The sequence below is a fragment of the Burkholderia sp. MSMB1589WGS genome, assembly GCF_001636105.1.
Taxonomy (GTDB): domain Bacteria; phylum Pseudomonadota; class Gammaproteobacteria; order Burkholderiales; family Burkholderiaceae; genus Burkholderia; species Burkholderia humptydooensis.
Genome location: NZ_LNJT01000007.1, coordinates 1,081,755 through 1,103,291, shown reverse-complemented (window position 1 = coordinate 1,103,291; position 21,537 = coordinate 1,081,755). Strand labels below are relative to the sequence as shown.

General features: G+C 64.1%; 16 protein-coding genes. 11 read left to right on the top strand and 5 right to left on the bottom strand.

Features of this window, described 5'->3' with window-relative positions; translation table 11 throughout:
* Window positions 1–13 precede the first annotated feature (13 nt).
* From WT16_RS13045 to WT16_RS13025, 5 genes are read left to right on the top strand one after another with little or no spacing between them, the layout of a single operon-like run.
* Window positions 14–2,200 (top strand): glycosyltransferase, encoded by a 2,187-nt coding sequence (locus WT16_RS13045; protein ID WP_063533476.1) that lies wholly within the window; start codon window positions 14–16, stop codon window positions 2,198–2,200.
* A gap of 11 nt (window positions 2,201–2,211) precedes the next feature.
* Window positions 2,212–3,255 carry a dehydrogenase gene (locus WT16_RS13040; RefSeq protein WP_041861822.1) on the top strand — a complete coding sequence of 348 codons (1,044 nt, stop codon included), beginning with the start codon at window positions 2,212–2,214 and terminating at the stop codon, window positions 3,253–3,255.
* On the top strand, window positions 3,255–3,836 hold the full coding sequence (locus WT16_RS13035; protein ID WP_015601477.1) for a D-sedoheptulose 7-phosphate isomerase: 582 nt from the start codon (window positions 3,255–3,257) through the stop codon (window positions 3,834–3,836). The genes WT16_RS13040 and WT16_RS13035 overlap by 1 nt, the downstream gene beginning before the upstream one ends.
* Window positions 3,833–4,549 carry a nucleotidyltransferase family protein gene (locus tag WT16_RS13030; protein WP_063533475.1) on the top strand — a complete coding sequence of 239 codons (717 nt, stop codon included), beginning with the start codon at window positions 3,833–3,835 and terminating at the stop codon, window positions 4,547–4,549. Before WT16_RS13035 ends, WT16_RS13030 begins: the two co-directional genes overlap by 4 nt.
* Window positions 4,539–5,087 (top strand): HAD family hydrolase, encoded by a 549-nt coding sequence (locus WT16_RS13025; RefSeq protein WP_063533474.1) that lies wholly within the window; start codon window positions 4,539–4,541, stop codon window positions 5,085–5,087. Before WT16_RS13030 ends, WT16_RS13025 begins: the two co-directional genes overlap by 11 nt.
* A gap of 145 nt (window positions 5,088–5,232) precedes the next feature.
* On the opposite strand, the gene WT16_RS13020 is transcribed toward WT16_RS13025, so the two are convergent.
* The 3 genes from WT16_RS13020 to WT16_RS13010 all read right to left on the bottom strand — a co-directional run bounded on the left by WT16_RS13020 (window position 5,233) and on the right by WT16_RS13010 (window position 8,456).
* The gene (locus WT16_RS13020) at window positions 5,233–6,654 is read right to left on the bottom strand and encodes an ABC transporter ATP-binding protein (RefSeq protein WP_063533473.1); all 1,422 of its coding nucleotides are present in this window, start codon (window positions 6,652–6,654) and stop codon (window positions 5,233–5,235) included.
* Window positions 6,644–7,468: an ABC transporter permease gene (locus WT16_RS13015; protein ID WP_015601912.1), complete on the bottom strand. Its 825-nt coding sequence runs from the start codon at window positions 7,466–7,468 to the stop codon at window positions 6,644–6,646. The genes WT16_RS13020 and WT16_RS13015 overlap by 11 nt, the downstream gene beginning before the upstream one ends.
* Before the next feature lie 172 nt (window positions 7,469–7,640).
* Complete coding sequence (locus WT16_RS13010) at window positions 7,641–8,456, bottom strand: sulfotransferase (RefSeq protein WP_015600110.1); 816 nt, start codon at window positions 8,454–8,456, stop codon at window positions 7,641–7,643.
* 260 nt (window positions 8,457–8,716) lie between these two features.
* On the opposite strand from WT16_RS13010, the gene WT16_RS13005 reads away from it, so the two are divergent.
* Window positions 8,717–10,117, top strand: coding sequence for an ABC transporter ATP-binding protein (locus tag WT16_RS13005; protein WP_063533472.1), 1,401 nt, complete (start codon window positions 8,717–8,719; stop codon window positions 10,115–10,117).
* Between the two features lie 14 nt (window positions 10,118–10,131).
* Window positions 10,132–15,246, top strand: coding sequence for a glycoside hydrolase family 99-like domain-containing protein (locus WT16_RS13000; protein ID WP_231892077.1), 5,115 nt, complete (start codon window positions 10,132–10,134; stop codon window positions 15,244–15,246).
* 57 nt (window positions 15,247–15,303) lie between these two features.
* On the opposite strand, the gene WT16_RS12995 is transcribed toward WT16_RS13000, so the two are convergent.
* The gene (locus WT16_RS12995; RefSeq protein WP_063533857.1) at window positions 15,304–16,416 is read right to left on the bottom strand and encodes an acyltransferase; all 1,113 of its coding nucleotides are present in this window, start codon (window positions 16,414–16,416) and stop codon (window positions 15,304–15,306) included.
* Window positions 16,417–16,445: 29 nt separating this feature from the next.
* Window positions 16,446–16,772, bottom strand: a complete 327-nt coding sequence (locus tag WT16_RS33680) for a hypothetical protein (protein ID WP_156521434.1) — start codon at window positions 16,770–16,772, stop codon at window positions 16,446–16,448.
* On the opposite strand from WT16_RS33680, the gene WT16_RS12990 reads away from it, so the two are divergent.
* Genes WT16_RS12990 through WT16_RS12975 form a run of 4 tightly spaced genes read left to right on the top strand, consistent with a single transcriptional unit; the run spans window position 16,761 to window position 21,522 of the window.
* Entirely contained in the window at window positions 16,761–17,627 is an 867-nt protein-coding gene (locus tag WT16_RS12990; protein WP_231892056.1) for a glycosyltransferase family 2 protein, read from the top strand. The two genes, WT16_RS33680 and WT16_RS12990, sit on opposite strands and share 12 nt — an antisense overlap.
* Window positions 17,624–18,583 carry an SDR family oxidoreductase gene (locus WT16_RS12985; protein ID WP_063533470.1) on the top strand — a complete coding sequence of 320 codons (960 nt, stop codon included), beginning with the start codon at window positions 17,624–17,626 and terminating at the stop codon, window positions 18,581–18,583. The genes WT16_RS12990 and WT16_RS12985 overlap by 4 nt, the downstream gene beginning before the upstream one ends.
* A gap of 5 nt (window positions 18,584–18,588) precedes the next feature.
* On the top strand, window positions 18,589–19,605 hold the full coding sequence (locus WT16_RS12980) for a glycosyltransferase family 4 protein (RefSeq protein ID WP_015600075.1): 1,017 nt from the start codon (window positions 18,589–18,591) through the stop codon (window positions 19,603–19,605).
* 12 nt (window positions 19,606–19,617) lie between these two features.
* Window positions 19,618–21,522, top strand: coding sequence for a nucleoside-diphosphate sugar epimerase/dehydratase (locus WT16_RS12975; protein WP_063533469.1), 1,905 nt, complete (start codon window positions 19,618–19,620; stop codon window positions 21,520–21,522).
* Window positions 21,523–21,537 lie beyond the last annotated feature (15 nt).

Here is a 21,537-nt window from a genome sequence, read left to right as displayed (position 1 = left end):
ACAGGACGTGTTTATGGAAATGCGCAATCGGCTGCTGGGTCCGCTGCGGCCGCATGCCAGACGGATCGGGCGAAAGCTCTATCAGGCAGTCCCGCTCAGCTCGCGCAACAAGGCCCGGTTGACCGACGCCGTATTCCGGCTGGCAGGGCCGTTGTTCGAAGGGGCGGTCTATTACGAGACGTGGAAACGGCAGAATGCGCCGCTTCAGCAGGTGCTCGGCCGTGCACCGCTCGTCGACGCGGAAGACATCGACGCGGCGCTCGCGGGCCTTCGATTCGCCGAAATCGCCGAGCCGAAGGTTTCCGTCGTCATTCCCGCATACGGGAACCTGCCTTATACGCTGTCTTGCCTGCGATCGATCGCCGAGCATCTGCCGGCCGTGCCGATCGAGGTGATCGTCGCGGAGGATGCGTCGGGTTGCCAGCAGATCCTGCGCTTGCGGAACGTGCCGGGGTTGCGCTTTGTCGAAAATCCGCAAAATCTCGGCTTCGTGCGCTCGTGCAACCGCGCGGCGACGTTCGCGCGCGGCGAGTACCTGTATTTCCTGAATAACGACACCGAGGTGACGCCCGGCTGGCTCGACTCGATGCTCGCGTTGTTCGCCGCCCGTCCGGATTGCGGCATGGTGGGCTCGAAGCTCGTCTATCCCGACGGCCGTCTTCAGGAAGCGGGCGGCATCATGTGGAAGGACGGTTCGGCGTGGAATTTCGGGCGGCTCGACGATCCGTCGAAGAGCGCGTTCAACTACGTGAAAGAGACCGATTATGCGTCAGGCGCTTCGCTGCTGTTGCCGAAGCAACTGTTCGATGCGCTCGGCGGGTTCGACGAACGCTACGTGCCGGCCTATTGCGAGGACTCCGATCTCGCGTTCAAGGTGCGCAGCGCGGGCAAGAAGGTCTACTATCAGCCCGAATCGGTGATCATTCACTACGAAGGCGTGTCGAACGGCACGGATACGAGCACGGGCATCAAGGCCTACCAGGTCGAGAACCAGAAGAAATTCCGCGAACGCTGGCAGGACGTGCTGAGCCGCGATCATTTCGACAACGGCACGAACGTCGGCGCGGCGCGGGAGCGGACGCGCCGCCGCAAGACGCTGCTCATCGTCGACCATTACGTACCGCAGCCGGATCGGGACGCGGGCTCGAGATCGCTCGTCTGCTTCATTCACGTGTTTCTCCAGATGGGATTCAACGTGAAGTTCTGGCCGAGCAATATTTGGTATGACGAAGCGTATGTCAAGCCGCTGCAGCAGCTCGGCGTCGAGGTGTTCTACGGTCCGCAGTTCATCGACGGATTCGACGAATGGATCAGGCATGCCGATCAGGCGATCGACTACGTGTTCCTGAACCGGCCGCACGTGTCGAAAGCGTTCATCGCACCGCTGCGCAAGTACGCGCCGAACGCGAAGCTGCTGTATTACGGCCACGATCTCCATTTCGCCCGCGCGCTGAAGGAGTTCGAGGTCTCGGGCAATGCGCGCATCCGGAAGGATGCCGAAGCAATGCGTACGCTCGAAATGAAGATTTGGCGAAGCGTCGACGTCGTCTATTATCCGTCCGACGCCGAAACGGCGGTGGTCAACGAAATGGCGCCGGGCGTGAATGCGCGGACGCTGCCGCCATACTTCTTCCAGCCGAGACTCACGCCCGCCGGACGGCCGGATGCGCGCGAGCGCAACCAGATCATCTTCGTCGCGGGGTTCGGGCATCCGCCTAACGTCGACGCGGCGAAGTGGTTCGTGAGCGATATCCTGCCCCGGATCGTCGAGGCGGTGCCGGACGCGAACCTGATGCTGATCGGCTCGAATCCGACGGACGAGGTCAAGGCGCTCGCCGCGTCGAACGTTACCGTGACCGGCTATGTGACCGACGAACGGCTCGCCGAGCTGTACGATCGCGCACGCGTCGCGGTCGTGCCGCTGCGTTTCGGCGCGGGCGTCAAGAACAAGGTGGTGGAGGCGTTGAATTTCGGCGCGCCGCTCGTGACGACGCCGGTCGGGTTGCAGGGGCTCCCCGGGCTCGACGATGTGGTGCCTGCGACGGACGATCCTGCCGCATTCGCGCAGTGCGTGACTGGTTTGATTCGCGATGACGCTCGCTGGCAGACGCTGTCGGATGCCGGGCGTGCGTACGTGGCGAGCCATTTCTCGAGCGCCGCGATGCGCGACGTGTTCGCGCTGGACTTACAAACGAACTAGCGATGGCCGCGATGAGCATTGGTCAGAAGAAGGAAGTCGTGCGCGCTCGCGCGCCGCTGCGTCTCGGGCTTGCGGGCGGGGGGACGGATGTTTCGCCGTACTCCGATGATTTCGGCGGGCTCGTGCTGAACGCGACGATCGATCGATATGCGTATGCGACGATCACGCCGCGCCACGACGACAAAGTGGAGCTCGTCGCGGCGGACAGCTCGGTGGCATGGAGCGGTTCGACGGCTGCGTCGCTCGAACTCGTCAAAGGGCTCGAGCTGCATGTCGGCGTGTACAACCGGGTCGTGCGCGACTACAACGGCGGCAAGCCGCTGGCCGTCCAGGTGACGACGCACTCGGAGGCGCCGCCCGGATCGGGTCTGGGCTCGTCGTCGACGATGGTCGTGGCGCTGCTGCACGCATTCGTCGAGTATCTGCAGATCCCGCTCGGCGAGTATGAGATCGCGCACCTCGCATACGACATCGAGCGGATCGATCTGGCGCTCGCCGGCGGCAAGCAGGACCAATATGCGGCGGCGTTCGGCGGCTTCAACTTCATGGAATTCTACAAGGATCGCGTCATCGTCAATCCGCTGCGCGTGAAGCAGTCGGTGCTCGCCGAACTGGAGTCGGCGCTGGTGCTGTTCTACACCGGGGTGTCGCGTGAGTCCGCGAAGATCATCCAGGAGCAGACCGAGAGCATGAAGCGCGGCAATTCGGTCTCGGTGGAAGCGATGCACCGCGTCAAGCAGGAAGCGGTTCGCATGAAGGAAGCGATTCTCAAGGGCGATTTCGACAGCTTCGCCGAATCGATGCGCCTGTCGTGGGAATCGAAAAAGAAGATGGCGACCAGCATCAGCAACGCGAACATCGACGCGATCTACGATGCCGCGATCGCGGCGGGCGCGAGAGCCGGCAAGGTGTCGGGAGCGGGGGGCGGCGGCTTCATGATGTTCATCGTCGATCCCACGAAGCGTCCGGACGTCATTCGTGCGCTCCAGCAATTCAACGGTCAGGCGTTCACCTGCAATTTCACGAAGCACGGGGCCTACTCGTGGAGAACATGATGAAGGACACGATTCGCCGGGAAATCACGAAGGCCGTCGACATCTTCACGGCCATCCGCGCCGACGATGCGTTGCTCGACAAGGTGGCCGGGTTCGCCCGGACGATCGTGCGCGCGCTCGAATCGGGCAACAAGGTGTTGATTGCCGGCAACGGCGGCAGCGCGGCAGACGCGCAGCATATTGCCGGCGAGTTCGTGAGCCGCTTCAATTTCGATCGTCCCGGATTGCCGGCTTTTGCGCTGACGACCGATACGTCCGTGATGACGGCGATCGGCAACGATTACGGCTATGAAAAGCTGTTTTCGCGTCAGGTTCAGGCGGTCGGCGTGAAGGGCGATGTATTCTGGGGCATTTCGACGTCGGGCAAATCCCCGAACGTCCTGCGCGCGATGGAAGAGGCGCGCAGCAACGGGCTTTACGTCGCCGGATTCACCGGCGAGCACGGCAACGCGATGCGGGATCTCGCCGACGTGTGCATCGAAGTGCCGTCGCGCGAGACGCCCAAGATCCAGGAAGGCCACATCCTGCTCGGACACATCGTGTGCGGGCTCGTCGAATCCGCCGTGTTCTCCCGCTCATGACGCCCGCGATCGTTCTTGCCGGCGGGCTGGGAACGCGGCTGCGATCGGTCGTCCCCGATCTTCCGAAGCCGATGGCCGATGTCGCCGGCAAGCCGTTCCTCTGGTGGATCCTGCGGCGCCTCGAACGACAGGGGCTGACCGACGTCTATCTGGCGGTCGGCTACAAGCGCGAGGTTATCGAAGGCTATTTCGGCGAGACGTTCGGCGCGCTCAGGCTGCACTACGTCGTCGAAGACGCGCCGCTCGGTACAGGCGGCGCCATTGCGAAGGCGATGGCGCGCGTCGACGCCGAATCCGCCTATGTGCTGAACGGCGACACGATGGCGATCGTCGAACTGGCCGCGCTGACGGCGGGCGCGGCGGATTCCGGCGTGGATCTCGCGATGGCGGTTGCCGAGCTTCCCGACGTGTCACGCTACGGCGCGGTGGATTTCGATCCGGCATCGCATCGCGTGACCGCATTTCGCGAGAAGGGGATGCAGGGCCACGGCTTCATCAACGCCGGCATCTACCTGCTCAAGCGCGAGCCGTTCATGCGGCGAGTGCCCGGCGAGCGCTTTTCGTTCGAGCAGGACTATCTCCATGCATGCTTGCCGGAACTGCATGTCGCTGCGGTGCCGCGCGTCAGCGAGCTGATCGACATCGGCGTGCCGCAGGACTACGTGCTCGCGCAGACGCGCGTGCCGGCGATGGCGGGCGACGATGCGAAGTAATGCCCGGCGGGCGCTATTCCTGGATCGGGACGGCGTCATCAACGTCGACATCGGCTATCTCCATCGTCCCGAAGACTGTGTGTTCGTCGACGGCGTATTCGAACTCGTGCACCGGGCGAGAAACGCGGGCTACGATGTGTTCGTCGTCACGAATCAGGCGGGCATCGCGCGCGGATACTACTCGGAGGCGACGTTCGCCGCTTTCACCGCGTGGCTGCTGCAACGATTCGCGGCCGAAGACGCGTTCATCACACAGGTGTATCACTGCCCGCATCATCCGACGGCCGGGCTCGGCGAGTATCTGACGGCGTGTGCGTGCCGCAAGCCCGCGCCGGGGATGCTGCTTGCGGCCCAGCGCGAACATGCGATCGACATGGCGCGATCCGCCATGATCGGCGATTCCGCGACCGACATGGCTGCCGCCGCGGCAGCCGGCGTCGGGACGCGCTACCTGCTCGGCGCCGCGGCGCCTAACGTGGGCGAAGGGGCCGTGCGGATCGCGAGCCTGTTCGACGCGATCGGGCGATTGGGGATTTGATCGGCTATTCGGGGGCTATTGGAGCGGCCGATCGCGCGCAGGCCGACGGCTCGTGCGGCGGGGCGGCGCCCGTCCTTTCATGAGCCCGATTTCCGAAGAAGACGGGCGCGACGCCCGAAGGCGTTTGCCGGGACCGCCTTCGAACTCACGACGACAGGGTATTGGCCTGGGCCGGCGTTGCGGAGTCGATGGACAGCGAGATCTGCTGCATCGGCAAGCCGATCAGGCCGGTCGAAGACGCCGCCGCTTCCGACTTGAACACGTAGGCGTCGTGCTGGTGCCGTAGCGTTTGGTCTCCCGGCATTCCGGCGTCCGCGACGATGATGTCGATTGCATACTCGCCCGGCGCGAGGACCGGCATTTCGAACGTGAATTCCGCCGCCAGGTGCCCGTGATTGATGAGGTCGATCGGCTGATGGTACGACGCCCAGTACGTATGGTCGCCGAACAGCATGCGCCCGAGCTTGTCCTTGACGACGAAGGCGACGACCGCCTCGGACACGCGCCGGCACACCGACGCTTCGACGCGAAGCGTCGCGATTTCTCGGCCGGCCGTCCAGAGCAGCCGACAGCCGTCTTCCTTCGTCAGTTCGACGGAATGGACGATCGCGTTGTCGTGATGCGACGAATCCGTTCGCATCGGGTCGAGCGTGAAGCCGCTCGCCGCCGTGTCATGGCACGGGAACTGGGCGCGCTGATCGTGCCGATCCTCGTGATGCTGGCCGGGTTGGGTGGCGAGCGCAGCCGCAGGGGATGCGGCGATGTTGCTCCTGCCTTGCTGCGATTCGTAGAACGCTTCGAGGTAGTGGTTGCTGACGGCTTTCGGATCGCCTTCGTCGACGATCTTGCCGTGATCGATCCAGATCGCCCGCGTGCAAAGGCTGCGGATCGCAGCCGAATCGTGGCTCACGAACAGAACGGTGCCGCTTTGCATGAACTTGCGAAGGAACCGCATGCACTTTTGCGTGAAGAATGCATCACCGACGGCCAGCGCTTCGTCGATCACCAGGATATCCGCATCCACGTGCGCGATCACCGCGAACGCGAGCCGCACGAACATCCCGCTCGAGTAGGTCTTGACGGGCTGGTCGATGAAGTCGCCGATATCCGCAAACGCCTCGATGGCCGCGAAACGCTCGTCGATCTGTTCCTGCGTCAGGCCGTGCAACTGGCCGTTCATGTAGACGTTTTCGCGCCCCGTGTACTCCGGATCGAAACCGGATCCCAACTCCAGCAGCGCGGCGATGCGCCCCGTCGTGCGGATCGTTCCCTCGGTCGGCGACAGCGTCCCGCAAATCATCTGCAGCAGCGTGCTCTTGCCCGAGCCGTTGCGGCCGATGATGCCGACCGTTTCACCGCGTCCCACCGTGAGATCAATGTGGCGGAGCGCCCAGAAGGTGCGGCCGGCCCTGTCGGCGCGACGATGCAGCCACGATTTCAACGAGGCGGCCGGGGCGAGGCGCGCGGCGAAATTGAACGCGAGCTGAAGCAGGCGATCCGACGGGCGATCGTAGGTCTTGAAGCCTTTGCTTAGCGATGCGACCTGAATGACGTGCTCAGATGACATCCGCAAACCCTTTTCGCGTCTTCTGGAACCATGCGAATCCGATCCATGCGACGATCAGACTGACGGCGAGATACGAGCACCACATCGTCCAATCGATCGATTTCCCCCAGATCAGCACGTTGCGGCTCTGCTCGATCGGGAAGGTCAGCGGATTCCAGTAGACGAGCGCCCGAACGCTCGGCGGAAGCGACGACACCGGAAAGAAGATTGGCGAGAGAAACATCAGCGCCGTCACGAAAATGCCGATCGTCTGTCCGATATCGCGCAGATAGACGCCCGTGGCCGACAGCATCCACGAAATGCCGAGGATCAGCAGGCAGAGCGGCGCGAGGACGATGGGCAGCATCAGCGCGGTCACGGGCACGCTGCCTTGTATCAGGAATTCCGCGATCAACAGGATCGTGATGCTGACGAATGCGTGGAAGAGCGCCGACAACAGACAGATGCACGGCAGGATCTCGAGCGGGAAGACGATCTTCTTCACGAAGTTCGTATTGACGAGAACGATCGACGGCGCGCGATTCACGCATTCGGAAAATACGTTGAACATGATCATGCCAGCAAAGAGCACGACGGCGAATTCGCCGTGCGATCCCGGCGTCGATGCGTTGCCCCAGCGAGACTTGAACACGCCGCTGAACACGAAGGTATAGACGCTCAACATCAGGAGCGGGGTCAGCATCGACCAGAGGATGCCGAGCGCGGACCCTTTGTAGCGACCGACTGCGTCTCGCCGCGCGAGATCGAACATGAGCCGGCGATTCTTCACGAGCGATGCCAACAGGTACATCGGCGAGGCACTAAAGCTTTGCATGGGTGTGCGGGCAAGAACAGCGTAGTACGGGAGATGAGCGAGATTGCGGAGCGCCTCGGCATGGACGCAGCGGCGGACGCGGCGTGCGTCCCGGGCGGCCGAGCGCAGCCGCATTATCGCATAGAGGTATGGGCCGTTTGCCGCCGCCCGGCGACGCGCCGGATTCGTTGCATCAGGTGTAACAAAATGTTTGCAGCCCTTCCTGCGCACCGTACTCGCAGTGTTTCACCACCTCTTGCGGCAATTGATGGCGCCACGCCTCGATGCGATCCGGCATGAACGGCCGCGCGAGGTTCCGGTGGCTCGGATCGGAGCGCAATTCGGGGCCGCGCCGGTTCGCGTCGAGCATCGATTCGAGAAACGGAATGTCGAGAAATGCCGTGAGGCGCCCGACGGTTGCCGCCGGCTGGGAAACGAAATCCTCGTAGCGCACGAAGAGGTAGTTCGGCTGGTCCTTGAGCGCGTGATACAAATGCAAATTTGTGTAATTCCAGATTCGCGGGAAGCACTGCTCGATGCCGGCGGGGGCCCAGTCCACGTTGAGCAGGGACGCGACCGAGCCCCGCACGTCGCGGACGATGTGGATGAACTTGATCGAGGCGTTCAGCAGTCCGACCTGTTCGAGCTTACGGATCGAAAGCAGATCGTCGGGCGATTTGTCGCCGCATTCGCGCTTGCCGAGCCGACGGGCGAGTTCGCCGTAGAGCGCCTGAAGCGCGCCGGCGAGCGAGTGAGGCGCCGACTCGATGACGTCTACGATCTCGGCCTCGGTGAAATGAGCGCCGAAGACGACCGGAAAGTCGTCGGACGCGACGAGCGCGCGGGCGATGATGCCGGCGGCCTTGTCCCACTGGGAGATGCTGCCTGCGATGTGCGCGCTCGTGCTGATCAGGGTCGTCTGCATCGGTATGAACAAATCCGGATGCAGGTTGAGCGTTTCCTTGAGTAATGTCGTGCCGGAACGGGGCGAGCCGAAGACGATGAACATGGCTGAACAACCTTGTGTCGAGATCAAGAAGGGGCGCGCGGCGGCATCGCCTCGCGGTTGATCGGTACATCGACACGGCGACTGCCGTTACTTTCGGTAACCACAGGAGGCGGCGCAGCGCGCGGGAGCCCAATGTCGTATGAAGTATACTCGCCACCGGGCCACCGACGGTTTGTTAAAATAATCTGTTACGCCTGGCTCGGACGAACCAGGTTCTTTTGTGGTCGCGAGTCGATCGCGTCTTCGAGGAAGTGGCTTTGATGTCTAAGCAGATTGTCATTCGCGCGTCAAGGGTGGCAAAGGGGTTCCGTTCGTACGATCTGCCGGCGAATCGGCTCAAGCAAGCCGCGTTCAGCGCGGCGAGCCGCATGCTGCCCGGCGCGTCGCGTGAATACGCGAGGGCCAGAGCGGCGGCGTACGGCAGCGTCTTCTGGGCGCTCAACGATGTCAGCTTTGCGGTCGCCAGGGGCGAAACGATCGGCATCATCGGGAGAAACGGCTCCGGGAAAAGCACGTTGCTGCAGATCGTCTGCCAGACCTTGAGCCCGAGCCGCGGTTCGATCGAGACGGTGGGCAGAGTCGCGGCCCTGCTCGAGCTGGGCTCGGGATTCGATCTCGAGTACACGGGGCGCGAGAACGTCTATCTGAACGCGCAGTTGCATGGCCTCACCCGCCGTCAGGTCGACGAGCGGCTCGACAGGATCATCGAGTTCGCGGACATCGGCGAGTTCATCGACCAACCCGTCAAGACCTATTCGAGCGGGATGTTCGTGCGGCTCGCGTTCGCGGTGATCGCGCACGTCGACGCGGACATTCTGGTGGTGGACGAGGCGCTGGCCGTCGGCGACGCGTTCTTCAATCAGAAGTGCTTGCGATACATGGATCAGTTCCGGAAAAAGGGAACCATCCTGTTCGTCAGTCACGATACGTCGACCGTGAAGAAGCTGTGCTCGCGCGTGATCTGGATCGACAAGGGCGCGGTCCGCCTCGAAGGCGATCCCGATGAGGTCTGCGAAGCGTATCTCGATGCTTACTTCGATACCGCGCCCGCGCCGGCGGTGCAGGCCGACGGAGCGCGCCCGGCGCAAAAGCGCGTGGCGATTGCCGCGCCGGTCGACGCGAAACGCGATGCGCGTCTGTCGACGATCAACCGGACGCCTTGTCGCAACGACATCGAGATTCTGCGTTTCGAGCCGCATGCGGCGTCGTTCGGCAGCGGCGCGGCGCGCATCGTCGATGTCCGGTTCGTCGATCGCGAAAATCGGCCGCTTTCGTGGGTCGTGGGCGGGGAAGACGTCACGCTTCGCGTGTCCGCATTCGTCAACGAAGACGTACGGTCGCCCATCGTCGGGTTTTTCTTCAACGACCACCTCGGGCAGTCGCTCTTCGGCGAGAACACCTATCTGACGTATCGGGACAAGCATGCGTCGTGCGGCGCGGGCGATACGCTCGTGGCGAGCTTTTCGTTTGCGATGCCGCTATTGCCGGCCGGCGAGTACTCGGTCAACGTCGCCATTGCCGACGGGACGCAGCAGAACCACGTCCAGTTGCACTGGATCCACGACGCGTTGCCGATACGCGTGCATGCGTCGAGCGTCGCGAATTATCTCCTCGCCGTACCGATGCTGCGCGTCGGTGTGTCGGCGGCGGCCAACGCGTAAGCGGCGCGATTCATATGTCAAACGATTATTTGAAGCCTCTGGAGGACGCGTTGTCCTCATCCGGCAAGGAACAAGGAAACATGTCCGAACAGACCGACGATTTGGCTTGGGACGGCGAACGCTATATTCCCGGTATGTCGGCGCAGATCGAGGTCGAGCACATGCATCGATATCTGGTCGCGCGCAAGCTGGCTGCCGGCTTGCGCGTGCTGGACATCGCCTGCGGCGAGGGCTACGGTTCGTTCGCGCTTTCGCAAGCCGCGGCGTCCGTGATCGGCGTCGACATCAGCGAGGACGCCGTCCGTCATGCGGTGGCCTCCTATGGTCGGCGTGCCGGCAACCTCGAGTTCGTCGTCGGATCGGCCGCGGATATTCCGCTCGACGATGCGAGCGTCGATCTCGTGGTGAGCTTCGAGACCATCGAGCACCATGATCAGCACGAGGCGATGATCCGCGAGATCAAGCGCGTGTTGCGGCCAGGCGGACTCCTGATCATTTCGAGTCCCAACAAGTACGAATACTCGGATGTGACGGGCTATGCGAACCCGTGGCACGTGAAGGAGCTCTATCTCGACGAGTTCGAATCGCTCTTGCGCACGCGGTTTTCGCAGGTGGCGCTTTACGGCCAGCGAGTCGTGACGGGATCGATGCTCGCCGGACTGGAGCCGCGGGAAACCGGAACGCGGACGCTGACGCACGAAGGCTCGGGCAATGATACGGAGCATGTCGGCGTCGCGCGCCCGCTGTACTTCGTCGCCCTTGCATCCGACGCCGCGCTGCCGACGCTCGACGTCACGATGTACGAGGTTGCCGACAATGCCGGCGGATCTGCCGCCGATGCGCACGACGAGCGCGCCGAATGCAAGATCTACTGGCAGACGGACGTCGACGGCAAATGGTCGGAGCGGCACGCGATGGGGTGCTACGTGCTGGCCGGCGATACCGAGCGCGTGGCGCGTCTCGAACTGCGCGATCCAGCCGCCGAGTTGAAGGTCCGCAGGCTGCGGCTCGATCCGAGCGATCGTCCGGGCGTCGTCGCGCTGCATGCCGTGGATCTGCTCGACGCAAACGGACGCACGGTCTGGTCCTGGCATGACGACGCAAACGCGGCGCCCGAGATATTCGGCGCGCATCGGCTCGGCAGCGGCTGGCCGATCACGCTCGTCGTGCCGGGGAACAATCCGTGGTTTGAAGTGCCAGTGCCGGAACATGTATTGAGCCGAATCGCGAACAACTGGGCGTTGTCGGTTCGGCTGGCGGTGCGCTCGGAAGTCGAGGCGATCGCCGATCTTGCGATGGCGTCGCAGGCGGAATTGAATGCGTTGAAGGCGCGAGTCGGCGAGGCGATGCAACTGCTCGGCGCGCGCAAGGAATCGAAGGGCCGCGCCGCGCTTGCCGCAGCCGAAGGCGATGCCGATGTCGACCATGTGCTGCGCAGATTGTCCGAGCTGAAGAATCTGTTTGCCGTCACGGACCGCTCGCTGCGCGTGCGCTTCGGCAAGGCGCTCGACGAGAAGGACGCGCGATTGGAGGAAGTGAACGGCCAGCTCGCCGAGAAGTCCGAGCGGCTGCTTGCCCTCGAGCGGGAGCGCGAGCGTATCGTCAACGAGCACATTCGTGTCGTCGTCGAATTGGGCCGCCGGAACGTCCACATTTACGACGAAGCGCGACTGCGCGAGCTCGATGCGCAAATCGGCGAGATTCTTTCGAGCACGTCGTGGCGCTGGACCAAGCCGTTGCGCTTCGTCAAGCGAATGGCGCAGGGAGGAGAGGCTCGCTCGGCCGCGGTCCGGTCGGCGGGCAAGATCCTGTATCGCAGATTGCCCGTGCCGGCGCCGCTCAAGCGAAAGATCAAGGGCGCTTTCTTCCGATTGCTGCCGGGGCTCTTTTCGCACACGCGCGCCTACCAGGACTGGGCGGCGCTTCGCAGCCGTCTGCGGGAAGAGGCGGTGAACCACGCGAGCGCTGCTCAGGCGGCTCGCGCGCCCGAACCCGTACCGGTGGCGCAGGCGAAGGCGCCCATGCCCGGCGCGTTCCCGGTCACGGCTGTCACGCCGTCATCCGACTTTCAGGCTTTCCCGCCGATCGCGCCGCGGCAAGTGCCGGTGCGCGCGATCGCCTACTATCTGCCGCAATTCCATCCGTTTCCGGAAAACGACGAGTGGTGGGGGCGCGGGTTTACCGAATGGACGAATGTCACGCGCGCGGTGCCCCAGTTCGTCGGGCACTATCAGCCGCACTTGCCCGGTGAGCTTGGATTTTACGATCTGCGCATCCCCGCGGTGCAGCAGCGGCAGGTCGAGCTCGCAAAGGCGGCGGGCCTCGGCGGCTTCTGCTTCTACTTCTATTGGTTCGGCGGCAAGCGCCTGATGGAGGCGCCGATTCGGCAATACCTCGATCATCGGGAATTCGATCTGCCGTTCTGTCTGTGCTGGGCGAACGAGAACTGGTCGCGGCGCTGGGACGGCCTCGATCAGGAGCTGCTGATCTCGCAGCATCACTCGCCCGAGGACGACATGGCGTTCATCGAGCACATCGCGCAATACATGCGGGACGACCGCTACATCCGCATCGACGGCCGCCCGCTGTTGCTCGTATATCGTCCCAATTTGCTGCCCGATGCGCGCGCGACCGTCAAGCGGTGGCGCGAGTGGGCGCGCGCGAACGGCTTGGGCGAGCTGTATCTCGCCTACACCCAATCGTTCGAGAAGGCGGACCCTCGCGAATATGGGTTCGACGCGGCGATCGAGTTCCCACCGAACAACAGTCAGCCGCCGTCGAAAGCGGACAGCGTCACGTTGATCAACCCGGAATATTCGGGCTACATCATGGACTGGACGCATTTCCTCGAGCGCAGTCGCGCGTATCCGGATACGGAATACCGGTTGTTCCGCGGCGTGACGCCTTCGTGGGACAACGAAGCGCGCAAGCCCGGGCGCGGCGCGGTATTTGTCGGCTCGACGCCGAAGCTCTACGAGGAGTGGCTGTTCAACGCCGCGACCGATACGGTGCGGCGCATCGACAATCCAGACGAGCGTCTCGTCTTCGTCAACGCTTGGAACGAGTGGGCGGAAGGCGCGCACCTGGAGCCGGATCGCCGATACGGCTATGCGTGGCTGCAGGCGACCCGCAATGCATTGACGCGGGCCAATCGCAACGGAACCGCGCGCCGCGTGCTGGTGGTTTCGCATGATGCGTACGCGCATGGCGCCCAATACCTTGCGCTGAATCTCGTCAAGACGCTGACGACCGATTTCGGCATCGATGTCACGACGGTACTGCTCGGCGAAGGGCCGCTCAAGGCCGAGTTCGAACGCTGGAGCGTCGTGCATGACCTGTCCGGAATCGATCCGGAAGGCGAAGAAGCGCGCGCGCTGGCCGACAAGCTCGCACAGCAGGGCTTCCGGTCCGCGATCTGCAACACGACCGTTTCGGGATTGTTCGTCGGCACGCTGTCTCGCAGCGGTGTGAGCTGCATCGCGCTGGTTCACGAACTGCAGGGCATGCTGTCGAAGTACAAGCTTGAGCGGCACGCCGCCGAGATCGCCGAGCACGCACAGGCCGTCGTGTTTCCCGCGGAGATGGTGCACCGGTCGTTTGGCCGATTCACCGCCCTGAGCGACCGCAAGGCGCGCGTGCGGCCGCAGGGGCTCTATAAGCGAAACCGTCTGCGCAACGATGTCGAGCGTGCGCGTTCGACTCTGCGCGAGCGGCTGCGTCTGCCGAACGACGCGAAAATCATGTTGGGCGTCGGTTATGCCGACCTGCGCAAGGGCGTCGACCTGTTTGCGCAAGCCGCCGCCGCATTCTCCGACCGCGATGACGTCTACTTCGTCTGGGTCGGTCACTGGGACAGCGACGCGAAGGCCAAGGTCGATGCGCTGATCGCCAGGCATGGGTTGACGAACAAGTTCGTCGTCACGGGGCTCGAGTCCGATACGGACTTCTATTACGCGGGGGCGGACGTTCTCGTCCTGACGTCGCGCGAGGACCCGTTCCCGTCCGTCGTGCTTGAGGCGCTCGAGGTCGGCGTGCCGGTCGTCGGCTTCGAAGGTGCGAGCGGAAGCTGCGAATTGTTGAACCAGGGTTGCGGCGTCGTCGTGCCCTTCGAGGACGTGAATGCGCTCGCCCGTGCGCTGCGCGAACTGGTCGAGCGGCCGGAGCGCGCACGCGAGCTCGGCGCGAAGGGGGCGGACATCGTTGCCGAAACGTTCTCGTTCCGATCCTACGTATTCGATCTGCTCGACATGCTCGGCTGCGGATTCAAGCGCGTGTCGGTGGTCGTGCCGAACTACAACTATGAGCGCTATATCGGAGAACGCTTGAATTCGGTTCTCGAGCAGACTTATCCGGTCTACGAACTGATCGTGCTCGACGACAATTCGTCCGACGGGAGCGTGCGCGCGATTCGCGAGCAGTTGGCGAACCGGAGCGTCGACAATCGCCTGATCGTCAACAGCGTCAATTCGGGTTCGGTGTTCGCGCAGTGGAAGCGTGGCGTCGAACTCGCGCGCGGCGACTATGTGTGGATTGCCGAGGCGGACGATCTGGCGCAGCCCGAATTTCTCGCGACGGTGATGGCGGGATTCCAGGACGAGCGCACCGTGTTGAGCTACTGCGAATCGAAGCAGATGGCCGAGTCAGGCGAGGTTGTCTGCGAGCACTATCGCGACTACGTGGCGGACATCTCCGATGTCAAGTGGAACACGTCCTACCACGGCGCCGGCGCGGACGAAATCGCCGGCGCGCTGGCGGTGAAGAACACTATCCCGAACGTCAGCGCGGTCGTGTTCAAGCGGTCCGCGCTCGATGAAGTCCTGCATCGCGACTTCGACGAGATCCGGCAGTTCCGGGTCGCGGGCGATTGGATGGTGTACCTCCGGGTCGTCAGCCAGGGCATGATCGCTTTCGCCGCGGACGCGCTGAATCTGCATCGCCGACACGGCAGCAGCGTGACGATCGGCGGAAATGCCGAAGCGCTGCTCAAGGAGATTCGGAGCATTCAGCTCTGGGTGCGGCAGCATCACGTGATCGACGCGCCGGTCGCCGAGCTTGCGGACCGGTATATGCAGCAGCTTTGCGAGCAATTCGACGTGGACGCGCGCGTGCGCGACGAACTCGTCCAGTGACGCGTGAGCGAGGGGCGTGCGAGGGAGTCTCGCCGCCCCGATTCGCCGTATCGAACGTTATGCGGCGAGGCTGCCGGCTCGGCGCCGATGAATGGCGCGAATCGCCGTTTTGCCGAGGTTGTTGCCCGGCGTCTCGATGAACGTGTAGGTGAACCACGACAGCGCGGTGACGACAGCCACGCCCGCCGCCACCGACAGGAGGTAAGCGAGCGTCACGTAGGTGACCCGCGCGTAGATCGCGGCGAAGAGCTTGGACATCAGAAACAGCGTCGTCGCATGGCTCAGGTAGACGGAGTAGCTGATCTTTCCATAGAAGCGCGTCAGCGGATTGACGAGCGCGACCGGCGCCTTGATCGCCAGGCCGATCAGCAGCATGCCGTAAATCACGGCTTCGATCGTCAGCCCTTCGAGTTCGCCGATTCGGACGAAGCCGTATGCGAGGGCAAGCAGTAGCGTGACGGCGGCGGCGATCAACAATTCCCCGATCCCGTGTCGTCTCGCACGCTCGATATCGAGCAAGCCGTACGCGCGATAGACGACGATGCCGAGCGCGAACGTCGGCAAATGGCGCAGCAGGCTGAAGTTGTAGTACGTGGCGGCGACTGCCTGGTCCGATACCAGATGGGGGACGAGCGCATGCCAAAAGGAACGCACGAGCAGGGCGACGAAGAAGAACGCCAACGCCCGGCCGAAGTTGCGCGCATACCGGAAAACCGCCGGGAAGAACACATAGAACAGCATCTCGACGCCGAGCGTCCAGCTCGCCCAGACGAAGCCTTGCTCGTGGCCCGGACTCAGGTTGAACACGAAGAACAGGCTGCGCGCGATCTCCGCTGGCGAATGCACGGCCCCGAATACCGCCTTGTCACGGATGCAGTACAAAACCATCCAGACGTAGAAGAGCGGAGCAATGCGAAAGAAACGACGTAAATAGTAGTTCAGAAGCGGTGTCGATTCGTCCTGCTTGCGCGCGTCCATCGACAGGCAGAGCGTGAACGCGCTGACGACGAAGAAAAGCGTGACGCCGGAGCCGCCGAGCCCCGTAAATGGCGCGAGCCATCGAGGCGCCGCCGCTGACGGCGTCGTGATGGGCGTGAAGTGGTATAGCAAAACATACAACGCGGCGAGGCCGCGCAACGAATCGATAAAGCCGAGCTTCGGGGGATTCATCGTGTAATCCGACATAGGTGCGTCAGGTATCATAGCATCGCGATTCGGCGGCGCCGGCGGCGGGCGCGGGGGCTGCCGATGGTAGAATGCGCCGCGAGCCGTGATACGAGGCGCAGGCGCTCGCTATGCGCAAGATCGCCGTGGCGCCACGGCAGCGAGGGCCGCGTGCGTGTCTGCACGATTTCGACCTCCGAAGCATATAGATACGCAAGCAGATCTGGCCATGCCAATCGGTTCGGCAACCGGGCCGTCATCGCCACGAGCCGCAATTGCAATTGCAGCGTTGCTGCCGGCGTGCACAATTGGCCGATGATCCCCGCCCTTATTGAAGGTTCCGTCAGCACGTGGTATCCCATTTCGTCGAATCTCCGTCTCGCCGTTCTCCGCCGTCCAGCGACGAAGGACTGTCGATTTCGGTCGTGACGTATCATCCCGATCGTGCGCAGATCGCGCAAACCCTGACCAGCCTGAGCGCAGCATGCGAGCGGTTGCACGCCGCTCGCCCCGGGCTGGCGGTCGGCGTCTATCTCGTCGACAACGGTGGCCTGCCCGACCTGTCGGAGCACCTCGCGGCACTCGCCCGTGCAGGCATCGGCTGGACGCTGATCGCGGGACACGGCAACGTCGGATACGCGCGCGGCCATAACCTTGGCATCGAGCGCGCGCGAAGCCGCTATCATCTGGTCCTGAATCCCGATATCGACCTGGAGCCCGATGCGCTTGCGCAGGCGCTCGATTTTCTCGACGCGCATCCCGAGGTCGGTCTGTTGACGCCCCGCATCTATGACGGCGAGCGCCGCCTTCAATATCTGTGCCGCCGCTATCCGGCGCTGCTGGACCTGTTCGTGCGGGGGTTTCTGCCCGCCGCGCTCCGGCGGCCGTTCGCACGGCGCTTGTCCCGATACGAGATGCGCGACCGCATCAACGAAACGGAGATCGTATGGGATCCTCCGATCGTGAGCGGCTGTTTCATGCTGTTTCGCACGGAGCCGCTCAAGCGCCTGCACGGCTTCGATCCGCGCTACTTCCTGTACTTCGAGGACTACGATCTGAGCTTGCGCGCGGGCGAGCTCGCGCGTATCGCCTATGTGCCCGCGGTACGCATCCTCCATCACGGCGGAGGGGCTGCTCGCAAGGGTTTCGCGCACATTCGCATGTTCGTTGCGTCGGCATTCAAGTTCTATAACCGGTTCGGCTGGAAATGGCTATGAGCCGAGTCGTCGTGACCGGGGCGAACGGGTTCGTCGGCCGCGCGCTGTGCCGTGCGTTGCTGGCGGACGGGCATGTCGTGACGGGGCTTGTCAGGCGTGCGGGCGAATGCGTCGAAGGCGTGCGGGAATGGGTGAGCGACGGCCGCGATTTCGCCGGACTCGCCGATGCGCAATGGCCGGAGGTCGATTGCGTCGTCCATCTGGCTGCGCGGGTGCACGTGATGGACGACACGGCGGCGGATCGCGATGCTGCCTTCCGTGCGACGAACGTCGAAGGTTCGTTGCGCGTGGCCGAGGCTGCGAGCCGCCACGGCGCGCGCCGCTTCGTGTTCGTGAGCAGCATCAAGGCGATTGCCGAAGTCGATGGCGGCCGGCCGCTGCGCGAAGACGATCCGGCGCGGCCGGATGATCCGTACGGCCGATCGAAGCGCGATGCGGAAGCCGCGCTGCGGCAATTCGGGGACGCTTGCGGCCTCGACGTCGTGATCGTGCGCCCGCCGCTCGTCTACGGCCCCGGCGTGCGCGCAAACTTTCTGAGGATGATGGACGCCGTGTCCCGCGGCGTGCCGCTGCCGCTCGGCGCGATCGCCGCGCGGCGCAGCCTCGTCTACGTCGACAATCTCGCCGATGCGCTCGCGCGATGCGCGATCGACCCACGCGCGGCGCGCGGCTGCTTTCATGTCGCGGATGACGATGCACCATCGGTCGCCGCGCTGCTGCGCATGACGGGCGATGCGATCGGTCGTCCCGCGCGGCTGTTTCCGGTGCCCGCCGGCGTGTTGCGCGCGGTCGGCGGGCTGACCGGGCGTACCGCGCAGATCGAGCGTCTCACGGGTAGCTTGCAGATCGATACCGGCCGGATCAAGCAGGTGCTCGACTGGCGGCCGCCGTACACGACCCGGCAGGGTCTCGCGGCGACGGCGGCCTGGTATCGGGCGCGCGACCTCAGGAACTAGGGGACATGCATCTCACTATGGCAACATCGCTTGAAGCTGCGGCGGTGGCGTGCATTGCAGCCATCGCATCGACACTCGTCTTGCGCGCGCTCCTTGCCACCGGGCTGGCCTGGCGGCTTGCGACCGACCTCCCCAACGACCGCTCGCTGCATACTCGGCCGACGCCCCGAGTCGGCGGATGGGGCATCGTCCCCGTGTGCGTCGCGGCAATCCTGTTGCTCGCGCCGCGGCTGTGGCTGATTGCGGTCGCGGCGGCGGGGCTCGCTGCGTTGTCGCAACTCGACGACAGGCGCGGCTTGCCTGCTCGCGTTCGTTTCGCCGCGCATCTGGCCGCCGTCGTCGCGCTGCTGTTCGCGTATCCGGCCGCCGCGCCGTGGTGGCTGCTCGCGGGTGTCGGCTTCGTGATGGTCTGGCTGACCAATCTGTATAACTTCATGGATGGCGCGGACGGCCTTGCGGGCGGCATGGCGCTGTTCGGATTCGGCGCTTATGCGGTTGCGGCGCTGATCGGGACGCCCGGCTCGGCGGATCTCGCCGTAGCCGGCGCGGCGATCGCCGGCGCCGCATTCGGCTTTCTGCTGCTGAACTTTCATCCGGCGAGGCTGTTTCTCGGCGATGCCGGCTCGATTCCGCTCGGCTTTCTGGCGGGGGCCATCGGTTTTTGGGGGTGGCGGGACGCGGTCTGGCCGATATGGTTTCCGGCGATGGTTTTCGCGCCGTTCATCGCCGATGCATCTGTAACACTCTTGAGACGTTTGTTACGGGGCGAAAAGTTCTGGCAAGCGCACCGGGAGCATTATTATCAGAGGATGGTGCGCTCCGGTATCGGTCACGGACGCACCGCCGTATATTGGTACCTCGTCATGCTCACAGGCATAATACTTGCCTTGCGGGCGTTGAGCTGCGATGCGCTGCTTCAATGGCTTCTATTGATTGCGTGGTACGGCGTTCTCGTGTGTATCGGCGTCGCGATCGATATACGCTGGCGCCGGGTTCGAGCCGACGCTGAAAACAACTCATGAGGTCTCCCGCCGATGTTGCGACGCAAAGCATCATGGCTTTCATTCAGTGCTTTTCTGTTCGACCTGCTGGCCGTCGTCGCCACTTGGTTGCTCGCCTATCTGGTCCGATTCAACGGTAGCGTTCCGCCGGAGTTCCTGCACGGCGCGCTGACCGCGCTCGCGTGGGTGTTGCCCGTCTACGCGCTGATGTTCCATGTGTTCGGGCTGTACCGGGGGCTGTGGGTGTTCGCGAGCCTGCCCGATCTGATGCGGATCTCGAAGGCGCTCGCGGGCGGCGGCATCATCGTGATGATCGGTGCGGTGATGTTCCAGCCGGTGCCGATCATTCCGCGCTCGGTCCTGCTGCTCTCGCCGCTGCTGCTGTTCCTGATCATGGGCGGCGCGCGCGCTCTCTATCGCGCCACCAAGGAATTCTATCTGTACGGCGGCCTCGTCGGCGAAGGCAAGCCGTTGCTCGTGCTCGGCGCGGGCACGGCCGGCGCGAACCTCGCGCGCGAGCTGTCCCGTTCGGGCGAATGGCGGCTCGTCGGGCTGCTGGACGATGACATCGCGAAGCAGGGCAGAGAAATATACGGCTACAAGGTGCTCGGCTCGATCAACGATCTCCCGCACTGGACCGAGACGATGAAGATCGAATACGCGATCATCGCGATCCCGTCCGCATCGGTCGAAGCGCAGCGCCGCGTCGTCACCCTCTGCGTGCGCGCCGGCGTCAAGGCGATGGTATTGCCGTCGCTGACCGCGCTGATGCCCGGCCAGGGCATCCTGTCGCAGATCCGCCAGATCGACCTCGAAGACCTGCTCGGCCGCGAGGCCGTGACGATCGACACGCCGCACGTCGAAGCGCTGCTGCGCGGCCGTGTCGTGATGGTGACGGGCGCGGGCGGCTCGATCGGCTCGGAGCTGTGCCGCCAGATCCTGAAGTTCCAGCCCGCGCAACTGATCGCGTTCGACCTGTCTGAATACGCGATGTATCGGCTCACGGAAGAGCTGCGCGAGCGCTTCCCCGATCTGCTCGTCGTGCCGATCATCGGCGATGCGAAGGATTCGCTGCTGCTCGACCAGGTGATGTCGCGCTACGCGCCGCACATCGTGTTCCATGCGGCCGCGTACAAGCACGTGCCGCTGATGGAGGAGCTCAACGCATGGCAGGCGCTGCGCAACAACGTGCTCGGCACCTATCGCGTCGCGCGCGCGGCGATTCGTCATGACGTCAAGCATTTCGTGCTGATCTCGACCGACAAGGCCGTGAACCCGACGAACGTGATGGGCGCGAGCAAGCGCCTCGCCGAGATGGCCTGTCAGGCGCTGCAGCAGACGAGCGCGCGCACGCAGTTCGAGACGGTGCGCTTCGGCAACGTGCTCGGCAGCGCGGGCAGCGTGATTCCGAAATTCCAGCAGCAGATCGCGAAGGGCGGCCCGGTGACGGTCACGCATCCGGAGATCACGCGCTTCTTCATGACGATTCCCGAGGCGTCGCAGCTCGTGCTGCAGGCGTCGAGCATGGGGCAGGGCGGCGAGATCTTCATCCTCGACATGGGCGAGCCGGTGAAGATCGTCGATCTCGCGCGCGACCTGATTCGCCTGTACGGCTTTACCGAGGACCACATCCGCATCGAGTTCAGCGGACTGCGTCCGGGCGAGAAGCTCTACGAGGAGCTGCTCGCCGACGACGAGACGACCACCCGCACGCCGCATCCGAAGCTGCGCACCGCGAAGGCGCGCGAGGTGCCCGATCATCTGCTCGACGAGCTGCTGCCGTGGCTGATGCAGCACCGCGTGCTGAGCGACGACGAAGTGCGGCGCGATCTGCGGCGCTGGGTGCCCGAGTATCAGCCGGCCGTCGGCCCGACGCTGCAGAGCGTGCCGACGGGCAACGGGCTCGTCGTCGGCATCGGGCGCGAGGCCGGACGCTGAAGAGCCGGGCGGCGC